17 protein-coding genes are annotated in these 19,250 nt (G+C 41.6%); 3 read left to right on the top strand and 14 right to left on the bottom strand.

Annotated features, from left to right (window positions below):
* Positions 1-147 precede the first annotated feature (147 nt).
* The 6 genes from KKZ03_RS06680 to amoC form a co-directional block, all read right to left on the bottom strand.
* Entirely contained in the window at positions 148-639 is a 492-nt protein-coding gene (locus KKZ03_RS06680) for a hypothetical protein (RefSeq protein ID WP_243220741.1), read from the bottom strand.
* A gap of 848 nt (positions 640-1,487) precedes the next feature.
* Positions 1,488-1,874, bottom strand: coding sequence for a hypothetical protein (locus KKZ03_RS06675; protein ID WP_243220740.1), 387 nt, complete (start codon positions 1,872-1,874; stop codon positions 1,488-1,490).
* A 214-nt stretch (positions 1,875-2,088) separates the two neighbouring features.
* Entirely contained in the window at positions 2,089-2,472 is a 384-nt protein-coding gene (locus KKZ03_RS06670; RefSeq protein ID WP_243220739.1) for a hypothetical protein, read from the bottom strand.
* A gap of 795 nt (positions 2,473-3,267) precedes the next feature.
* On the bottom strand, positions 3,268-4,512 hold the full coding sequence (gene amoB / locus KKZ03_RS06665) for a bacterial ammonia monooxygenase, subunit AmoB (RefSeq protein WP_243220738.1): 1,245 nt from the start codon (positions 4,510-4,512) through the stop codon (positions 3,268-3,270).
* 105 nt (positions 4,513-4,617) lie between these two features.
* Positions 4,618-5,361 carry a bacterial ammonia monooxygenase, subunit AmoA gene (gene amoA / locus KKZ03_RS06660; protein WP_243221553.1) on the bottom strand — a complete coding sequence of 248 codons (744 nt, stop codon included), beginning with the start codon at positions 5,359-5,361 and terminating at the stop codon, positions 4,618-4,620.
* Positions 5,362-5,483: 122 nt separating this feature from the next.
* On the bottom strand, positions 5,484-6,236 hold the full coding sequence (gene amoC, locus KKZ03_RS06655) for a bacterial ammonia monooxygenase, subunit AmoC (RefSeq protein WP_243220737.1): 753 nt from the start codon (positions 6,234-6,236) through the stop codon (positions 5,484-5,486).
* Positions 6,237-6,526: 290 nt separating this feature from the next.
* On the opposite strand from amoC, the gene KKZ03_RS06650 reads away from it, so the two are divergent.
* Positions 6,527-6,946, top strand: a complete 420-nt coding sequence (locus tag KKZ03_RS06650; protein WP_243220736.1) for a hypothetical protein — start codon at positions 6,527-6,529, stop codon at positions 6,944-6,946.
* A gap of 328 nt (positions 6,947-7,274) precedes the next feature.
* Here KKZ03_RS06650 and KKZ03_RS06645 read toward each other — a convergent pair whose 3' ends face one another.
* The 8 genes from KKZ03_RS06645 to KKZ03_RS06610 all read right to left on the bottom strand — a co-directional run bounded on the left by KKZ03_RS06645 (position 7,275) and on the right by KKZ03_RS06610 (position 14,207).
* Positions 7,275-7,595: a non-heme iron oxygenase ferredoxin subunit gene (locus tag KKZ03_RS06645; protein WP_243220735.1), complete on the bottom strand. Its 321-nt coding sequence runs from the start codon at positions 7,593-7,595 to the stop codon at positions 7,275-7,277.
* Positions 7,596-7,612: 17 nt separating this feature from the next.
* A complete protein-coding gene (locus KKZ03_RS06640; protein ID WP_243220734.1) occupies positions 7,613-8,380 on the bottom strand; it encodes a class I SAM-dependent methyltransferase in 768 nt (255 codons plus the stop codon).
* Between the two features lie 20 nt (positions 8,381-8,400).
* On the bottom strand, positions 8,401-8,853 hold the full coding sequence (gene sufU / locus KKZ03_RS06635) for a Fe-S cluster assembly sulfur transfer protein SufU (RefSeq protein WP_243220733.1): 453 nt from the start codon (positions 8,851-8,853) through the stop codon (positions 8,401-8,403).
* Positions 8,853-10,076: a cysteine desulfurase gene (locus tag KKZ03_RS06630; RefSeq protein WP_243220732.1), complete on the bottom strand. Its 1,224-nt coding sequence runs from the start codon at positions 10,074-10,076 to the stop codon at positions 8,853-8,855. The genes sufU and KKZ03_RS06630 overlap by 1 nt, the downstream gene beginning before the upstream one ends.
* A complete protein-coding gene (sufD, locus tag KKZ03_RS06625) occupies positions 10,073-11,395 on the bottom strand; it encodes a Fe-S cluster assembly protein SufD (RefSeq protein WP_243220731.1) in 1,323 nt (440 codons plus the stop codon). Before sufD ends, KKZ03_RS06630 begins: the two co-directional genes overlap by 4 nt.
* On the bottom strand, positions 11,395-12,150 hold the full coding sequence (sufC, locus tag KKZ03_RS06620; protein WP_243220730.1) for a Fe-S cluster assembly ATPase SufC: 756 nt from the start codon (positions 12,148-12,150) through the stop codon (positions 11,395-11,397). Before sufC ends, sufD begins: the two co-directional genes overlap by 1 nt.
* 128 nt (positions 12,151-12,278) lie before the next feature.
* Complete coding sequence (sufB, locus tag KKZ03_RS06615; RefSeq protein ID WP_243220729.1) at positions 12,279-13,727, bottom strand: Fe-S cluster assembly protein SufB; 1,449 nt, start codon at positions 13,725-13,727, stop codon at positions 12,279-12,281.
* A gap of 15 nt (positions 13,728-13,742) precedes the next feature.
* Positions 13,743-14,207, bottom strand: a complete 465-nt coding sequence (locus KKZ03_RS06610) for an SUF system Fe-S cluster assembly regulator (RefSeq protein WP_243220728.1) — start codon at positions 14,205-14,207, stop codon at positions 13,743-13,745.
* A gap of 273 nt (positions 14,208-14,480) precedes the next feature.
* Here KKZ03_RS06610 and KKZ03_RS06605 point away from each other — a divergent pair, with 273 nt between their 5' ends.
* Both KKZ03_RS06605 and KKZ03_RS06600 read left to right on the top strand, forming a co-directional pair.
* Complete coding sequence (locus KKZ03_RS06605; protein WP_243220727.1) at positions 14,481-15,953, top strand: NuoM family protein; 1,473 nt, start codon at positions 14,481-14,483, stop codon at positions 15,951-15,953.
* Between the two features lie 8 nt (positions 15,954-15,961).
* Positions 15,962-19,249 carry a DUF2309 domain-containing protein gene (locus KKZ03_RS06600; RefSeq protein WP_243220726.1) on the top strand — a complete coding sequence of 1,096 codons (3,288 nt, stop codon included), beginning with the start codon at positions 15,962-15,964 and terminating at the stop codon, positions 19,247-19,249.
* The last annotated feature ends 1 nt before the right edge of the window (position 19,250 follow it).

Raw genomic sequence — 19,250 nt, 5'->3', positions numbered from 1 at the left:
ATGCTTGTTATCACTGAATTCCCCAAAATCCAGAATTAAAAACTTATAGATTAAGTGACAGGCAATATTACTAAACCTGACTTCCGGTTTTTTATGAAAATGTAAAGTGGGCATACTTTTCTACCCACCATTTTCATGCGCTTATTTTTATTTTCCGCCAGATTTTGCGCCAGCTGCGCTATCGTTAGTGTCCAAAATGCGGTTTAGCATATGCGTCTGTTGTGACGCTCTATCGGCTTGCGTTAAATCGATCATACCTTTAAGATCTGAAAAACGTTTCTCACCTTCTTTTAAAAAGCCTGTTGCTTTAGCCAAGTCGCCTTCTTTTACCGCTGCTCGCGCTTTTTTCAAGGAATCATTGGCACGGTTACGATTTCGGTCAACTTTATCGTTAGCATTGATTTCTTTACTTACCGCTAATGCCTCTTTGATATTCGCTATAATGACATCGTCCTCTGCTTTGTCGTTGATGGCTTTCATAGCTTCATTGACTTGGACTAAAGTGGCGTCTATCCCTTCAGCTGCAGTCATTTTATTATACATACAGGCCATACCCAAACAGACATCAGCAGCAGCCGAAAAAGATCCTAAAGATAGAGCCAATGTAGTAGCTACGACAGCGCTTTTTAATAATTTCATATAATGTAAACCTCGTTATTAGTTATTTTTATTAGGTCTGCAACTACTAGGAGACTGTCCGAGAATAGAAAACATATTTAATTAGTTACAAAACCGCTAGAACTTTATCATAACTCTTGTCAATATTAAATAATATCTGACAGTTGTGGATTACGGGTGCAGGTTAAATCTGACAAGCAACTGATTTTATTAATAAACGTATAGGCTTAACAACAATCATAACGGTATCTCATAAAAATTGATCTACGCAAAAAGTGATTACAAGCATTCTTTTTTGGACAAATAAATATGAAGAAACCATAATCTGTAGTCTAAATTTTTTGGCATTATTCATCCGCTTGATTTACACTTTTCGAAAAAACAGGTTTTATAATAATGAGTTAAGCATAGATGAGTACAGTTTAAAGGCTTATTGTATTACCAGGCAATTGACAGAAAGCATTACGGATAGCTTAATACAAATAGAATAAGACTGCCCAAAAGAAAAAAATTTGGCCTGGATGCCACAAATATACATCCAAAAACTGAGGATGAAGATATGATTATTTAGCGAGCGGTTTATCCGAGACTGGATAAAATCGGTTTAAGTCCGGTTTTATTAGAAGGTATAAATATGATTCTTAGAACTTATTTAAACACCTGTAAAAATATGGTCATTTAGAAAATATTAAATCTGATTATGAAAAATTACACTTTCGCTCTTATCGTGATGACCTTAGAAAAGGTAAAATGCTCATGCATAATATAAGAAAATAGTCTTTTAAGAAGGATGTAAATAATGTTAGCTCAGAAAAATCAACCAACCCTATCAGGAAACCAAAAGGCAACCAGATAGGGTCGTATAGCATTTAGATCAAGCTTTTCAGTGCTTCAAAATCTTTTTTTGCATCTTTTAATTCTTGCTCAGCTTCTTGTAAAGAAGATTCTTTAACATGTGTCATAGCTGATTTTAATTTTCTATTAGCTTTTGAGCGTGCATTATCTACTTTATCATTAGCATTGATTTCTTTGCTTAAATCAATCGCTGGCTTGATAAGAGCTGCAGCTTCATCATTACTTGCACCTTTACTGATACCTTCTATGGCGAGCTGTATTTTAGCGACTACCATATCAATTGCTTCAGCAGGCTTGTAAGTAACTCTACCGGCGTCAGTTTCGGCTAAAGCCGAAGTTGAAACTGCGCCCATAGAAGCTGCAATGCATAAAGACAATAAGATTTTTTTCAATGTTTTCATATTCAACTAGCCCTCAAGTTGTTGTTATTTCTAATTATATCGGCAACATAACATTATAGTTTTTGCCACTTGCAATTCTATCACATTCAGTAAGTATTTAATCTTTAAGATAGTTAAAAACTGGTGAAGAAATTTTTTATATTTATAAATACCTTCAAACAAATCCAATCACGCCATAAGCGATAATTGAATCTGCTTTTACAGAATATATTTATTAATGTGTTTCGTCGTATTTAGCTTTCATTTCTGAAAATGACTTTAAAGCTGTAGCTAGTCCTGCTTCTGCAGCAGCTGCATCGCCTGCATCAACTGATTTACGAGCTGATTTCAATTGATCAGTCGCTTTTTGACGTTGACGTTCAGTAATTTCAAAACGAAATTCTTTTGAAGCTTGAGCAGCTTCAAGAATAGTTTTTGAAGCTGCAGGCAAGTCACCCGCTTTTATTTCAGCTTGTGCAGCAGCGATGCCTGAAAGCGTACTTTCAATAGCTTCTTTAACTGCTTCTTCGCCTTTAGGTGCAGCAAAAGCTGATGTTGAAACTGCAACCATAGCTGCTGTCATAACAAGAGAAATTAGAACTTTTTTTAATACTTGCATTACTTATTAACCTCAAGATTGATATTAAAATTATTTTAGAACCAGTAAATTAAAATGAGGCTTATAGCTATACATAAGCAGTCAAATTAATTAACAAAGTACTATATGGGATTTTAGCACAGAAAAATATATTAGAGATAAATGATAAAAATTAAATCATATGAAATTAAGAGCTCTAATAACTTTTCTTAATATTTAACTTAAGAACATGGAAACAAACGACAGACATATCCTATTTAAAGCACATATTTGTATTGGATAATAACTAATTAAATTATTAACAGCCAATACTACTGCCGTTCATTATTAATCATTAAGTTACAATCGTAAAATTGACAATTACCAAGGCATTTATGGCACTGTGATTTATAAAATATCTACGACACTTACATTTTACAATATCAATTATAAACCAATTGCACCTAAAGCTGATTACTTTTGAGAACAGAAAATGATGCCTTATACTAGCCGGATTTACAGGCAAGGTTTTGCCAAACTTTTAAAATCTTGTATTTGCATCAAGTTATGCAAATTTTATTTAAACAAGAGACGTGCATAATATAACGCAGGTAAGTCATCCTAACCCTTACTTCTTCAAATAAACGGCATCTGTTCACATCGAATTTATTTATCCCAGAAACTATAGCCAACATTTCTAGTGCATTTTTTTAAAAAAGATTGAGCCATAACAAGAAACTGATCTTCAAAAACTTTTAAAAAAAAACCCCGTTACCTAAATAAGCAACGGGGTTTTCAATTCCTTAACTAACACCGAAGTGTCAGTTAATTATTTCATTAGATGAAAGATGGAATTAATGGAGCGTCAATTGTTATCATTTGACGGTTGCCAGCTTCATCATAGAAGAATAACAAACCAGCAAAACGGCTGTCTGGATCATAGATCAAGTCAGCTAAACGATAAACTTCCCATGCAGCATCAGAAGCAGTAACTTGAACTGTTCTTGATTGACCTGGAGCGATTGGGCTGTTATCACTAACAGTCAAACCTTCTTCAGCCAACAAGTCATCAGGATAACCTGATTCATCAACAGATACATCAGCATCCATGAAACGTACACCAGCAGTGTTAAATTCACCTAAACGAATAGATGAGTCACCATTGTTAGTGATAGTCATGGTCATTTGCATTGCACGACCTGGTACACGGTAAGTAGCATCTTCAATCTTAACCTTTACAGTTGTAGCAGGCATATCAATTGATTTAATACCACGTAACAAACCAGCTTGCAAAGGAGTTGTGATTGGGAACTTCTCATTGGTGCTAGCCATAGACATAGCAACAATTATGATAGTACCAGCAGCAAAACCCATCGCAACTTTTCTGTCAGCGCCACTAATCAATGAATCAGCTTTACCAGCTTCAACAGCGATTGAACGTGGAACAAACAATGGTTTACGAATCCAGTATGCCATCCAAACTAGACCAATAGCGTACCACAAACCATGCCAGAAGTAAGTATTACCCAAGTTATAAGTTTCCAAATCAACAGTTTCGCCTGTCAAAGTAGTAACTGGGTTTACAAAAGAGGCCATAGAACCAGTAATAGTTACCCATTTACCTGGACCGATAATTGGACCACCGCCTTTAACGTTCAACATAGTGTGAACGTGCCAGTCACCTGGACGACGTGCTTTTAATAATACTTTAAACTCATAAGTCTCACCCAGTTCCAAAGAAACTGAACGTGGAACTAATTGACCACCGATCCAAGATCCTGCACGAATAAATACAGGTCCAGGAATACCAATGTTCAAGAAAGAGATTTCTGGTTTATCAACAGTTTCAGGCCATCCAGTAAATACAAAGAATTTACCTGAAATTGTCATTGTATCATTAACAGCTACTTCTTCTTTTGACCAGTTAAGGTCAAACCAGTGAATAGTCCGCATACGCATAAATGCGGCTTGAGATTTTTCACCATGAGCAGATGCAGTTGGTACGTAAAACATCGCTGCTGTAACAGTAATCAGCAGTGCGACAAAGGATAACTTAGCAACCTTGTCTTTTAATATTTTCATATATCCTCCTCTATAATAGAGAATCTATAGTTTGTGAGTATCTAACGGCAACATAACAATTATTTAGCTGCCGCCAGTCTTTTTTTATTTTCGTTGTAACAGTTCTTATACAGACTCTACGAATGAAGTCGAATTGAACCATTTGCCGAAGAAGTGCCACAAGAAGTAAATTAAGATACTAACGAAACCAGAGAAGAACGCTGATACTGGAGCTACGTCTTTACCGAATGTTCTTAGTGTACCTTTTTCAACCATTCTGATGTACTCAGGTGTACCAGTTCTTACGTAATGGTAACCTTGTAAATCAGCTAGTGTCATCATCATGCCGTTATATTCAACAGGAACATGTAATGGAGCTATGATTGGCCAGTTACCTGGGTAGAACAAAAGACCCCAAGCCAAACCACCAATAACTGCAGTTGCTGTCATACTACCTGTCAACATCAATACAACGTCAAGAACGATAGCACCTGGCATTAAGTTTGATGGGAAACAGAAGTTTACTGGGAAATAAGTCCAACCCCAGAAGTTTAAATATCTGTTGACCCACTCACCTAAGAGCAGACCTAAAATACAAACTACCGCACCGAAAGGTAAACGGTAACGATACCAAAGCATAGATTGAACAGCAGCCGGGAATGTAATTGAAACGATTGGAGCTACGGTTACCCATAGACGTCTATCTTTCCAGTCAGTCCAGAAATCCCAGTCACCACCGGTTAGCATATAGTGAATGTGATAACCACCAAGTACAACGAAGAACAATGTAAACAAAATTAGCCAATCGAACGTGCGAGAAGCTTTTACTGCTTCGGCGCGAGAACGTACAGCTGATTGAGATGCGCTCATAAGCTTACCTCCTAAAGGATTTAAATTATTTTTATTAAGACTATCTTCCATTTTGCTGTTTCGTTGTGAAAAATAACGAAACAGCGAGGAGATAGTTATTTACATTACAACCTAGACTTGATTTAAGCTAAGTCTTTTTTCAGAAGCTTGGAGATAGCTCCAATTTCTATGTTTACAATACCCATTACACCTAAAGCAGCCCATCCGAAGAATACGAAACCGTAGTGTAAAGGTGCAACAAACAATTCTTCCATAAACCAGAAAGTGTGACCCCATTCGTTCAAGCCAACATTTGGCAAGATCATGAAAGGACCAACTACTGTTACTAAATACATAAGTGACAAGCCTTTATGGTAGGTTGGCAATCTAGTTTTAGCATATAAGAAAGAAGCACCACCAGTGATGATGTAGATAGGATAGCTCAAGTAGAATTCAATGATGTGACTTGGTGTAAAGTCAGTATCACGAACAATAGTTTGATGCCATGTACCATCTTGCTCTGTAAAGTAGCTAGCGCCGTAATAAATAGCGATACCGTACATTACTAACCAAGTCCAATGTGTGAAATGTCTTCTTAACTCTTCTCTTGGAGTGATTGACATCACTTTACGATCACGAGATTTCCACAGGTAGCCCCATAACAGGCCTGCAGTGATTACTTCCAACACAAATTCGATATACAGGAAGTTCATCCAGTATGTTTCGAATTCAGGTGCAAATGAGTCAAGACCGGCTGACCAGCCATAGACACCTTCGTACCAACGAACCCAACCATAAAATACGACATAGAGCGCAGCGCCTAGGAACATATTTCTTTTGTTTAACAGCGGTGCTTCCGCAGCATCAGTTTTAACTGATTCAGTTGTAGCTGCCATTTCTACCTCCTAAAAATTAACAAATCCCAAGTCTCTTGACCAGGGCTCTATAGTATAACTCCATTTTCCCATTCCTTACTTAAACGAATTAAGAGGGAATGCCACCAAGTCAATTTAGTGAGCAGTCAGTCTACCAGCTCAAGTAACCTTGTCAAGTCAAAAACATTCTCAATTTAATTTTTCTGTAATTATTCGCATCCGCATTAAATTTACTGCACTTAAATAGCTTGGTTCTGTTAAAATCACCCACAACATATCATTAATTAACCTTAATTAAATACTTGAATTTTATGAAAAAATACCGAATATTATTTCTTGTAGCAGGATTAGCTGTTCTTTTTTTCAGTCAATATAAAATTGTTATGCCATTTATATACGAAATTGTTGCATCAGATTTGTTTCTGGTGGACAGTAAGGATCAAGCCAGTCAAATAGCAATTTCAACCCCACTGTCCGGCATTGCTTTTATGCATTGCAATAATTACATTAAATCCGAACTTGGGCCTGATGCGAACATTATCTTTCCTGAAAAACCTTTAAACGCCTGGACTCTTGGAAATTATCAGTATCTTATTAGCGCTGATGTTACAGTGAGTAACAACAGCAAAAAATATGCTTGTCGCATCACTTATAATAACGGTGACAATGAAGAAGGTGCTCTTGATTTTGACAACTGGTCAATTATTGGTGTGTCAGGCGTGACTGACTGATAAATACCCAGCAGTATTCAACAATTGATTAAATTCCGGCTAAATGAACAATCCTGCATTGTCAGGAATTGTTCATTCCCCGATAACAACAGCCTATTAAGTAAAATTGGTATAGCAGTTAAATCTATATACCGATCTTACTAATTTTACAAACCCTGTCACTTTAACCTGAAACACCTGTTTTTTTTGATTTTTGTAAATGGGGGGATTCTTTTTGAACTACACAATACGAGTAAAAACTATACATTAAGCGGGGGAAGCCTGTCTTTTTATAGGCAAGTTACCTATAAAAAGACAGGCTTCTAAATTGAATTTGACTGTAAAATCATTAGTCCCAGCGGTTATCTCTGACCTGAACTCTGTCGTTTTTAATTTGTACCGGAAAACAGGTGATGTTTTCATAAGCGGGAGGCGATTTAACTTCACCCGTTTTAACGCAAAAGCGCGCACCATGCCGAGGACAGACAATCTCATCGCCGTCCAGTTGTCCACTGGCAATTTCCGCACCGTCATGTGAACAAACATCTTCAATGGCATAAAAAGCACCCTTTATTTTAAAGACCGCCACATCAGTTCCATCAACATCAACAACCATATTTTCGCCATCTGCGAGTGCATTTTGATCTATCACATCTACCCAATCAGACATTCTTTATTCCCGAATCTTTAGCTTTTAAAATAAACATCATAACGTAATAATTTCCCATGAAAACTTTCATTAGGCTTACCACCTAAAGGCTCTGCGTAATCCGGACTTTTTACTACCACCCGCTTTCCGGCAGCCATTAAAGCGGACGCAAAAAGCTGCTCTTTATCTTGATCATCCCCCAACAAATCACGTAAAACCATCATTGCTTTCTTGGGCAGAGCGGACTTTTTACGCTTGGGCGGGAACATCGGATCAAGATAAATACAGTCTGGCTGAGATTCTAAAGTTGCCAACAGATCTATGGCATTACCGATGAGTAATCGTGGCGACTGAAGATTAAGACTCTGCATCCACTCCAAGTCAGCCAGGCGTTTAAAACCATCAAGCAGCAACTCGACCATCACAGGCGAACGCTCCATGCAAAGCACCTCATAGCCCATACGAAAGATATGTAAGCTATCTTGCCCCCATCCTGTCGTTGCATCAACAACCGTTCTCGTTTTTCGCCCGAGCGCATGTGCCAAAGCACCATCTTTGGGCGCTGGCCATGATCGCTGCTCACCATTGCGCGGCTCTATATCGACAACCAGTCCGCCTTTTTTAAGTAGTTCTTTATCCAGTAGCTTTAAACAACCATCGCGCCAGGTTAAAAAGAAACTCTCCGGACTGTCATTATTAATGGATTGATATAAAGGAACACCTAGCCTTTGTGCAAGCTCTTGAAACGGCAGGCTATCGCCCTGCCCCTGATAGAGTACGGCCAGTTTTCCGGTGTATTTTTGCACTGAATTATTAGTGATAATACTTATTCTGTAGAAATGGCTTGTTGTTCATTTTTCAATGCAGCGTCAAGGGTATGCCAAGCCAGTGTCGCACATTTAACCCGTGCCGGATATTCACGCACACCAGCTAGTACTGCCAACTTACCTATGGCTTCAAGATTAAAATTTTCATCTTTACCTGTCGTCATTTCGTGAAACTTTTTAAATAACGCTTCAGCTTCCTGCCCGGTTTTTCCCTTAACAACTTCAGTCATTAACGAAACAGATGCGGTAGAAATAGCACAACCTGAACCCTGAAAACTGGCGTCGGTAATCACGTCGCCATCCATTTGCAAATATAAAGTCAGGCGATCACCGCACAGCGGATTAAATCCTTCGACTTTTCTATCGGCATTTTCAATGATACGAAAATTTCGTGGGTTACGATTATGGTCAAAAATAACCTCTTGATAAAGGTCACGTAAATCATCAAACATTAGCCAAATACCTCTATTAAAGATTCTATACCCTTCATTAACACATCAATTTCTTGCTTAGTATTATACATGGCAAATGAGGCTCTTGCTGTCGCAGGCACCTGAAAAAAATCCATTACCGGCATGGCACAATGATGACCCGCCCTGATGGCTATTCCTAAACTATCAAGCATGGTGCCAATATCGTGTGGGTGTATTTTATCCAGAACAAAAGACAAGATAGCACCTTTATGGCCAGCTTCACCAATAATTCGCAGGCCTTTAATTTGCTGCGCCTTTTCGGTCGCATAAACCAGTAACTCAGCCTCGTAAGCTGCAATCTTATCCATACCGATAGCATTTAGGTAATCAATAGCTGCGCCCAAACCGACAACATCGGCAATATTCGGCGTACCGGCTTCAAATTTATACGGCAATACATTGTATTCGGTTTCTTCAAAAGTGACTTTGCGAATCATGTCACCACCGCCTTGATAAGGTGGCATAGCTTCCAACAGCGCTTGTTTGCCGTAAAGCACACCAACACCTGTCGGGGCATAAAGCTTATGTCCGGAAAAAACATAAAAGTCGCAATCCAGATCCTGCACATCGACTGGCATGTGAGGAATCGCCTGCGCACCATCAAGTAAAACAGGTATACTTTTTTCATGCGCTACAGCGATAATTTGCTTAACAGGATTAATCGTGCCCAACGCATTAGACATGTGGACCACGGAAACCAGCTTGGTTTTATCATTGATCAGTTTTTCAAACGCTTCAAATATCAATTCACCCTGCAAGTTTATGGGCGCAACCTTCAATACTGCACCGGTTTGCTCACAGAGCATTTGCCAGGGCACAATATTGGAATGATGCTCCATCGCGGTGATGATAATTTCATCACCGGGCTTTACGTTGGCTTTACCGTAAGTTTGCGCAACCAGATTAATGGCATCGGTAGCGCCTTTAACAAAAATAATTTCTTTTTCGCTGGCCGCATTAATAAAGTCTTTAACTTTGGTACGTGCGCCTTCAAATTTATCGGTAGAGCGAACACTTAACGTATGTACGCCACGATGCACGTTGGCATAATCATGGCTGTACAAATGCACGATGCTGTCAATAACGGCTTGTGGTTTTTGACAGGTAGCCGCATTATCCAAATAAACAAGATCCTTGCCACGAATTTTCTCCTTAAGAATAGGGAAATCCTGGCGTATTTTCTGTACATCAAACACGGTCATAACCACTCCTTATTAACGCCTTCCTGCGGGAAACGGACCAACACTTGCTCCAACACTTTATCATGTAAATCTTTAATTTTAATCTTATCGACCATTTCGTTGGCAAAAGCAAACGTCAGCATGTTACGCGCCGTTTCTTCATCAACGCAACGTGATTGCAAATAGAATATCGACTTTTCATCCAGTTGCCCGACAGTAACACCATGCCCACATTTAACATCATCGGCATAAATTTCCAACTGTGGCTTGGTATCGGCTTCGGCATCGTTTGATAATAGCAGATTGCGATTATTCATTTGTGAATCAGTTTTTTGCGCATCTTCAGCCACAATCACCCGCCCCTGAAAAACACCTCTGGCTCTATCATCCAGTACACCTTTGTAAAGTTCGCGACTGACGCCGTGCGGCTTTAAATGATTAATGCGGGTATGGTTGTCGATATGTTGACGTTTGACACCTAAATACAAACCGTTTAATTCACACTCGGAAGCATGATCCAAATCGACATGAATATCGCAACGCGCCAACAAACCGCCAAAAGCAAAATTATGATGGGTAAAGCGCGCATCTCTGGCTTGTTTAACGTAAGTCCCGCCAAAGTGATAGGCTTTTTCAGACTCACATTGCAGCTTATATAATGTTACATCAGCATTTGCACCGACAAAAACTTCAGTGACAGCAGCCGATAAATAGGCATTATCCAAACCGACAAAGGTTTCTATAATACTGGCTTCTGCCATTTGCTCAGCCACGATAACCGTGCGCGTGACAGTCAAAACATCAGCGCGAGTAGCCAGATGCAAGATTTGCACCGGCTTTTCCAGCACCTGTTTGGCATCAATATGAATGAATAATCCATCGCTAAACCAGGCGGTGTTAAAAGCGATAAAACCGTGCTTATCGTTATTAACTGCCTGATTAATATATTTTTCCAGTGTTTCCGGCTGTTTTTCCAAAGCGTCGCTCATACTCAGAACAGAAACCGCTTCAGGCAAACCGTCTAAAACCGAATACTCGTCTGAAAAATGTCCATCAATCAACACGACCGACCACGCATCTGTTGATTGATGTGATTTAAGCCAATCTTTATCAATAGCACTTGTCGCTATGCTTGTTGCCGGCGAAAACAACTTTTTCTCGATTGCTGACACATTAGTGTAACGCCACTCTTCTTCTCTTGGAGAAGGAAAGCCTTGTACAGAAAACTGGCTTAAGGCTTGGGCGCGTAATTGCTGCAACCACGACAAGGATTGCCCGCACAATACCGGCGCTATTGCTGGATATTCTGCCGTATAACGGCTTGCCAATGCCGTTATCATTATGCTGCCGCCTGAGTATCTTCAAGCCAACTATAGCCTTTTTCTTCAAGCTCCAGAGCCAGCTCTGCACCGCCTGATTTAACAATTTTACCTTGCGCCAAAACATGCACAAAATCAGGCTTAATATAATCCAGCAAGCGTTGGTAATGCGTTACCATCACAAAAGAACGATCAGCAGACCGTAAAGAATTGACGCCTTCTGCAACCACTTTTAACGCATCAATATCCAGACCTGAATCCGTTTCATCCAGAATGCACAACTTGGGTTCAAGAATGGCCATTTGCAGAATTTCATTACGTTTCTTTTCGCCGCCGGAAAAGCCTTCGTTTACTGCGCGATAAAGAAATTTCTCATCCATTTCCAGTAAACGTATTTTGCCTTTTACCAACGTTAAAAAATCCATTGCATCCACTTCCGGTTGCCCATGATGTTTACGAATAGAATTAAGCGCAGCTTTTAATAAATAAATATTACTGACGCCAGGAATTTCTACCGGATATTGAAACGCCAGAAACACACCTTCGCGCGCCCTTATTTCAGGTGCCATTGCCAATAAGTCTTTACCCTGATAAGTCGCAGTTCCGGCGGTGACAGTATAACCACTCTTACCGGATAATATATGAGACAAAGTACTTTTACCGGAACCGTTGGGTCCCATGATCGCGTGGATTTCACCAGCTTTTATTTCAAGGTTAATACCTTTTAGAATGGGTTTGTCGCCAACGCTAACGTGAAGATTTTTTATGCTAAGCATGTTGTTTTTACCTGAGTTATTTAATGGATTTTACACCGGGACTGTTGCCAGTTTTAATTACCGGGTGTTTTTAATTTTTGCATTTACTGGATGACTGACCGGTTTTATAACCCTATCATTGCGTCCTTTTATCCTACAGAACCTTCCAGACTCAATCCCAACAAAGCCTGTGCTTCTACTGCAAATTCCATTGGTAATTCCTTGAACACTTCTTTACAAAAACCATTAACGATCATTGACACCGCATCTTCTGCTGAAAGTCCACGTTGCTGACAAAAGAACAACTGGTCTTCACTGATTTTTGAAGTGGTCGCCTCATGCTCAACCTGTGCAGAAGGCTGTTTAACCTCAATATACGGAAACGTGTGCGCACCGCATTTATCACCAACCAATAAAGAATCACACTGGGTATAATTGCGGGCATTTTCGGCACTTTTCAATACCTTTACCAAACCACGGTAAGTATTTTGTGCTTTACCTGCAGAAATGCCCTTGGCAACAATCGTGCTACGGGTGTTCTTGCCAATATGAATCATCTTGGTGCCGGTATCGGCTTGCTGATAATTATTGGTCAGTGCGACTGAATAAAATTCACCGACAGAATTATCACCCGTCAAAATACAACTGGGATATTTCCAAGTAATTGCCGAACCGGTTTCTACCTGAGTCCAGGACACTTTGGAATTGTCTCCACGGCAATCAGCGCGTTTGGTAACAAAATTGTAAATGCCACCCAAGCCGTTTTTATCACCTGGATACCAGTTTTGCACAGTCGAGTATTTAATTACGGCATCTTTCATCACGATTAATTCTACGACCGCCGCATGCAGCTGATTTTCATCACGCATAGGCGCAGTACAACCTTCAAGATAACTGACATGACTGCCTTCATCCGCAATAATCAGAGTCCTTTCAAATTGTCCGGTATTGGCCGCGTTGATTCTAAAGTACGTTGATAATTCCATTGGGCAACGCACACCTTTAGGGATATAAACAAAAGAACCATCCGTAAATACTGCCGCATTTAAAGCCGCAAAATAATTATCGGTATGCGGCACCACTGACCCCAAATATTGCTTGATCAAGTCAGGATGATCACGCAAGGCTTCAGAAATGGGGCAAAAAATAACTCCGGCATCGTTTAGTTTGCCTTTAAAAGTCGTTGCCACGGAGACGCTATCAAAAACAGCATCAACCGCAATACCAGCCAAACGCTCTTGCTCGTCCAGCGGAATACCCAGTTTTTTATAAGCCTCCAAAACTTGCGGATCAATTTCATCCAGACTTTGTGGGCCATCCTCTTTACGTTTAGGCGCGGAATAATAACTGATAGCTTGATAATCTATAGGGGGGAACTTAACAAATGCCCATTCCGGAGATTTCATGGTTTGCCAATGTCGGAAAGCTTTTAAGCGATATTCCAACATAAATTCAGGTTCATTTTTAATCTTCGACAAATTATAAATAACCGACTCATCCAGTCCGGGCGGAAAGGTGTTGGTTTCCAATTCAGTAACAAACCCTTGTTTGTATTCCTTATTGATCAGATTGTTGATTTCTTGTGTACTTGCTGACATAAAAAACTCTCTATACTAACGATATAAACTGGCGATGGGGATCAGGATTTCTTGTTTCCAGGCTGGATTTTGCGATTGAACAGGCTTAATCATGTCGGCTAACGTTAATGCCTCTAACGCATTATGGATAGTCTGATTAATTAAACTCCAATTGTCACGAATATCACAACCGGCAGCCTGCTCACAACCCTTATGAGAAATACTGCATTCAGTTAACGCAATAGGCCCTTCCAAAACACTAATAACGGCGGCTATGCTAATTTTTTCCGGCGCCCTGGCCAAGGCATAACCTCCTTTGGCCCCTCGTGTTGAAATCAGCAAATTGGCGTTAACCAAAAGCTTAAGAATTTTACTCACGGTAGGCAAGGCAATACCCGTAGCAGAAGCTATTTCCATTGCTGCATGCAACTGTGTTTTATCTCTGGCCATAAAGCTTAAAATGACTGTTGCATAATCCGTTAATTTACTTAACCGTAACATACCTGCTCCAATTGATTGTGTACTATTCTAGTCCTATTTAAATTCGCAGTAAAGCACTAGGTAATTGACGCGTGAATAAAGCCTAACTTTCCCACTTAAATTTACAAAGGAAAATCGTCCAGAACAGGGATGCTTTTATTTTAGGTCGCAACGAAGCTCGCGGACTGATTGTTTACTTTAGGCTCTAAAACTTGCCAATTAAACGCTTGAACGTATAATTGCAAGCTACTGTAAACGGCTAGACAGCATTTAGCCTTAAGGAAGATACAATTCATGGGGATTCTCAGCCTACTGCTCTGGACTCCGGCAGCTGGAGTCTTACTACTGGCTTTTACTCCAGGGCAGAATACCCACATCATACGCATACTTGCGAATCTGTTTACTACTCTCGCATTTTTGCTGAGCTGTTGGTTACTTACCCTATACGACCAGCACAACGCAGCACTGCAATTTGGTGAATATTTTCCACTCAATCCCAACCTGGGTAGTGCATACGCATTAGGTATTGACGGACTATCCATGCCAATGCTGATTTTGGCAACCCTGCTTACCTCTATTGCCTTACTGGCTTCTTTTACTGTTTCCAGCAGCATCAAGGGTTATCATATTTGTATTTTGTTGCTTGAATTTGGTATGTTAGGCGTCTTTCTGGCACAAGATTGGGCACTATTTTATATATTTTGGGAAGTCACGCTAATCCCGCTATTTTTTCTTATCGGTCGCTGGGGCGGTAAGCGTCGACATACCGCCAGCCTTAACTTTGTACTCTACACGATGGGCGGCTCGGTTTTTATGCTTGTCAGTCTACTGGCCATTAGCCAGTATGATCTTGAGCACAGCGGCTCTTTAATGACGACGATGCATCAGGCTGCACAAGACATGCCCCGCTATGAGCAAATTTTGGTACTGCTTGGCTTTTTAATCGGTTTTGGCGTTAAAATGCCGATTTTCCCACTGCACGGCTGGCTGCCCCTGGCCCATGTTGAAGCACCCAGCCCGGTAAGTATTTTGCTATCAGGAATTTTACTAAAAATGGGCGCTTATGGCTTGATAAGAGCGGTAACCATGCTCCCTGAGGCGGCGCATATCTTGCAGCCATTTCTGGTTTTTCTGGCGCTGTTCGGAATGCTTTATGGCGGCTTGCTGGCTTGGCGGCAAAGTGATCTTAAAGCCATGGTCGCTTATTCTTCAGTGAGTCATATGGGTATTGTTTTATTAGGCATTGCGACCTTAAATGAAGTCGGAATGACCGGTGCAGTCTTGCAAATGACCGCTCACGGCCTGATTGCCGCTGCCATGTTTCTGCTGGTGGGACTACTTTATGAACGTACTCATACCCGTAACATTCAGGATTACAGCTCTCTGGTTCAGGTAATGCCACGCTTTACCTTATTCATGACCTTAACGTTACTTGCTGCGATGGGCTTGCCCGGCTCAGTTGGCTTTATTGCCGAGTTGCATGCACTTATCGCAGGCTTTCAGCAATGGGGTGGCTTAATGATATTTTTCAGCATCAGCATTTTGATTAGTGCAGCTTATGCCATGCGTACTATCGGGCTTTTGTTTACCGGCCCGGTCAAACCGCAAATGCAACAAATTGCCGACCTTAATACCTCCGAAATATTGGCTGCAGGATTATTGGTTGCCGGTATTGTCCTGTTCGGCTTGCTCCCTGCGCCATTGATTGAGCTGTCAGCGGCAACCATTGCGCAGATAAACCAACAAATCAGTCTGCGGCTTTTATGACGTTGACCATGCACGAATCATCTTTAAACTCTGCCAACTCTCGAGAACAGATCATAGCCGCGCTGAATGATTTGGATCATGTCCTGCCCGGACAGGCACCGATTATTGATTTTGTTCATCACAATACCTTACATGGCTTTCAACATTTACCGTTTGAAGACGCACTGGCAACATTTACAACATTAACCGGCATTAGCGCTTACCTTCCTGAAGCACAAAGTCGCCTTTTTTATCAGCAAGGACGTATTAACGACAGTGACTTGACCACCGCATTGGCAAAGAGTCCTGACTTAAAGACCGAGCAAATTGTTTGCACGTTAAAAAATCGTGTCATCACGAGAAAAGATATTTACCGCATCGCGCTATTATTTGATTTAACCGGCATTACCGTTAGTCAGTTAAATTGGCAGATAGAAGAATTAGGGGCTTTGAATACGGTACAAATAGATGTACCGCCGCCAATTCGTAGTCGGTTATTTACCGATGACGGCCATCAAGGCAGCATTATAAAAACGCTTTGGGAAAGTATTTTAAACAAACTTCATTTACAACAAGCCACCTTGCACCCGGAAGCACTCCTTGATTTGTCACTGGAGCACGCTGAAGAATGGCTGATAGCCTACCAGAGCGCAAAAAAACCTTTGGAAACGCTGCATCGTAACGACTTTACCCCACTGGATGAATTATTATCCCAAATAGGCGAGAGCATCACTTTACGCGGTTTTATTCTTGCATTAAGTGGAGTAGATATCCTTGATGACGTGCATCCACAACTGATCCGCATCTGTGCATCAGCGATGGACGAAGGTGTTGCATCCTGGCAAACCCCTGAACGGTGTCATTTAGGGCTTTATGCTGCCTGGCGGGCAACCGTCATTTATGATGCCAACCCTTTTTTACATGAGCTGCCTGACTGGCAACAGATAATGTCAGAATTACCTGAGGATGCAGTCGATACCATTATCCTGCAACTGACTCAGTTAGAAATACCATCAAAACAGTGGCACGGTTATTTGCGCAGACTGGCACTTGAATTACCCGGCTGGTCAGGACTTATTAACTGGCGCCAACACCACCCTAACTACCAGACACCAAATGATACGCTCCCCCAACTTGCCGATTACCTTGCCATTCGGCTAACATTGGATAGACTTTGGCTAAATCAAGTCTGTCGGGACACTTGGAAATGTGCAGCAAAAATCAGCACGCTTCGTGCCCATTTTCGCAAAAATCTGTCAGAATTCACAGTACGCAAATCGGTTTATCAGGGCGACTTGCCGGAATATCTGACTCAACGAGCCGAAGCACTACTTATCCAAACAGATCCCGATCGCCACAATCGCGATGATTGGCAACAACTTGCGGATCTAATCCGGACCTGGCAGTGTAGCCCGTTAGCTGAAAACAGCACCCAGCATACCCTGCACAATAGCGGCTGGCGCTTGTTTCGGTTATGTCAACATTTGGGACTCAATGCTACGGATATTGAGGCGCTACAAAGCACAGACCTGCTGGCAATGTTGGCTTTAGTGGATGAATTCACCATCACTCAACGCAGTAAAATCTGGCTGTACGCTTACGAAAATAATTACCGGGAAAGCTTTTTTCAGGCGTTGCGTGCCAATCATCATCGGGGTCGCTGGGCTAATCGCGAAAGCCGTCCTGACTCACAACTTATATTCTGCATGGATGACCGCGAAGAAGCTTTTCGCCGCCACCTTGAAGAATTTAACCCAGCAATTGAAACCTTGGGTACCGCCGGATTTTTCGGGGTCGCCATGAATTACAAAGGTCTTGATGACCGCAAAGTGACACCTTTATGTCCAGTGGTCGTGACACCTGCCCATGAAGTTCAGGAAGTGCCGCGTACCGCCAACGATAAGGCTTTAGCTTGCCATAACCGGGGACGAAAATTCAATCAGTGGCTTGCCAATTGCCTGCATCATAGTCTGCGTCGCAATCTGTTGTTGTCCCACCCGATTATTGATGCAATTGCACCGCTGACTCTAATGGCGTTGCTGGCAAAATCACTGCTGCCAAAAACTCAATACGGCTTACTGGCAAGTATGGCACAGTGGATATCGCCATCCGTTAAGACTCAATTAAATTTCACCTCAACCGATAACATAACCGTTGCCTCATCCAATCAGCCAAAATCCGGATTTACTGACGGCGAACAGGCAGATCGTGTTGCCGGCTTACTGCGTAATACCGGCTTAACTTACGGATTTTCGGAACTGATTGTTCTGATGGGACACGGCTCTATCAGTCAAAACAATCCGCATCTGGCAGCTTATGATTGTGGTGCTTGTAGTGGACGTCATGGCGGACCTAATGGACGAGTATTCGCAGCAATGGCGAACCGCCCTGAAATACGCAAACTATTGCTTGATCGTGGCATTACCATTCCTTCTGATACCTGGTTTATCGGTGCTGAACACAATACCTGCAATGAATCCATCATTTGGCACGATCTGGCTGACGTCCCTGCCGAACAACTGGCCAGTTTAAACACATTACAACTGGCCTTGAGCCATGCCCAACAGATGTCGGCACACGAACGCTGCCGCCGTCTTGCTTCTGCACCGCGCAAACCGACGCGTAAAGAAGCCTTGGCGCATATACAGGAACGTGCGACTGATTTTTCCCAGACCAGACCTGAATTGGGCCATGCCACTAATGCCTCTGCTGTAGTGGGTCGCCGCTCATTGACACAAGGTGTATTTTTTGACCGTCGTGTATTTCTAATTTCTTATGATCCCACTCAAGATCCTGACGGAAAATTACTTGAAGGCATTTTGCTGGCGGTTGGGCCAGTAGGTGCAGGCATCAATCTTGAGTATTACTTTTCCACCGTTAATAACGAGCGCTTAGGTTGCGGTTCCAAAGTACCCCATAATGTCACCGGTTTTTTTGGTGTCATGGAAGGCACCAGCGGTGACTTACGCACTGGTCTGCCGCAGCAAATGATTGAAATTCACGAAGCAATGCGTTTACAGCTTCTGGTAGAAGCAAAAACATCGGTGCTAGAACGTATTTACGCCGACCAGAAAGATCTACGCGAATTAATTGGGGGTGGCTGGATTCATTTGAGCGCAAAAGATCCTGACAGCGGTGAAATTTTTATTTTTGAGCCCGATACAGGATTTGTGCTTTGGCAAGCAGAAGTAAAAGCTTTGGCACTCTACGACAATTCAGCGGATTGCTATCGCGACCAAACCCTCCCCGTTCCACCTGCGCTGATTAAACAGCCACTTCGACAGGCTCAGGACAGGCCTGAACTCTCGGGATCTTAAA

The sequence above is a fragment of the Methylobacter sp. S3L5C genome, assembly GCF_022788635.1.
In the GTDB taxonomy this organism is placed as follows: domain Bacteria; phylum Pseudomonadota; class Gammaproteobacteria; order Methylococcales; family Methylomonadaceae; genus Methylobacter_C.
This window is presented reverse-complemented; position numbering and strand designations above follow the sequence as displayed.

Coding starts and splice junctions, on each gene's coding strand:
- KKZ03_RS06680 (WP_243220741.1), bottom strand. CDS start 639: ATGAAATTATTAAAAAGCGCTGTCGTAGCTACTACATTGGCTCTATCT.
- KKZ03_RS06675 (WP_243220740.1), bottom strand. CDS start 1,874: ATGAAAACATTGAAAAAAATCTTATTGTCTTTATGCATTGCAGCTTCT.
- KKZ03_RS06670 (WP_243220739.1), bottom strand. CDS start 2,472: ATGCAAGTATTAAAAAAAGTTCTAATTTCTCTTGTTATGACAGCAGCT.
- amoB (WP_243220738.1), bottom strand. CDS start 4,512: ATGAAAATATTAAAAGACAAGGTTGCTAAGTTATCCTTTGTCGCACTG.
- amoA (WP_243221553.1), bottom strand. CDS start 5,361: ATGAGCGCATCTCAATCAGCTGTACGTTCTCGCGCCGAAGCAGTAAAA.
- amoC (WP_243220737.1), bottom strand. CDS start 6,236: ATGGCAGCTACAACTGAATCAGTTAAAACTGATGCTGCGGAAGCACCG.
- KKZ03_RS06650 (WP_243220736.1), top strand. CDS start 6,527: ATGAAAAAATACCGAATATTATTTCTTGTAGCAGGATTAGCTGTTCTT.
- KKZ03_RS06645 (WP_243220735.1), bottom strand. CDS start 7,595: ATGTCTGATTGGGTAGATGTGATAGATCAAAATGCACTCGCAGATGGC.
- sufU (WP_243220733.1), bottom strand. CDS start 8,853: ATGTTTGATGATTTACGTGACCTTTATCAAGAGGTTATTTTTGACCAT.
- KKZ03_RS06630 (WP_243220732.1), bottom strand. CDS start 10,076: ATGACCGTGTTTGATGTACAGAAAATACGCCAGGATTTCCCTATTCTT.
- sufD (WP_243220731.1), bottom strand. CDS start 11,395: ATGATAACGGCATTGGCAAGCCGTTATACGGCAGAATATCCAGCAATA.
- sufC (WP_243220730.1), bottom strand. CDS start 12,150: ATGCTTAGCATAAAAAATCTTCACGTTAGCGTTGGCGACAAACCCATT.
- sufB (WP_243220729.1), bottom strand. CDS start 13,727: ATGTCAGCAAGTACACAAGAAATCAACAATCTGATCAATAAGGAATAC.
- KKZ03_RS06610 (WP_243220728.1), bottom strand. CDS start 14,207: ATGTTACGGTTAAGTAAATTAACGGATTATGCAACAGTCATTTTAAGC.
- KKZ03_RS06605 (WP_243220727.1), top strand. CDS start 14,481: ATGGGGATTCTCAGCCTACTGCTCTGGACTCCGGCAGCTGGAGTCTTA.
- KKZ03_RS06600 (WP_243220726.1), top strand. CDS start 15,962: ATGCACGAATCATCTTTAAACTCTGCCAACTCTCGAGAACAGATCATA.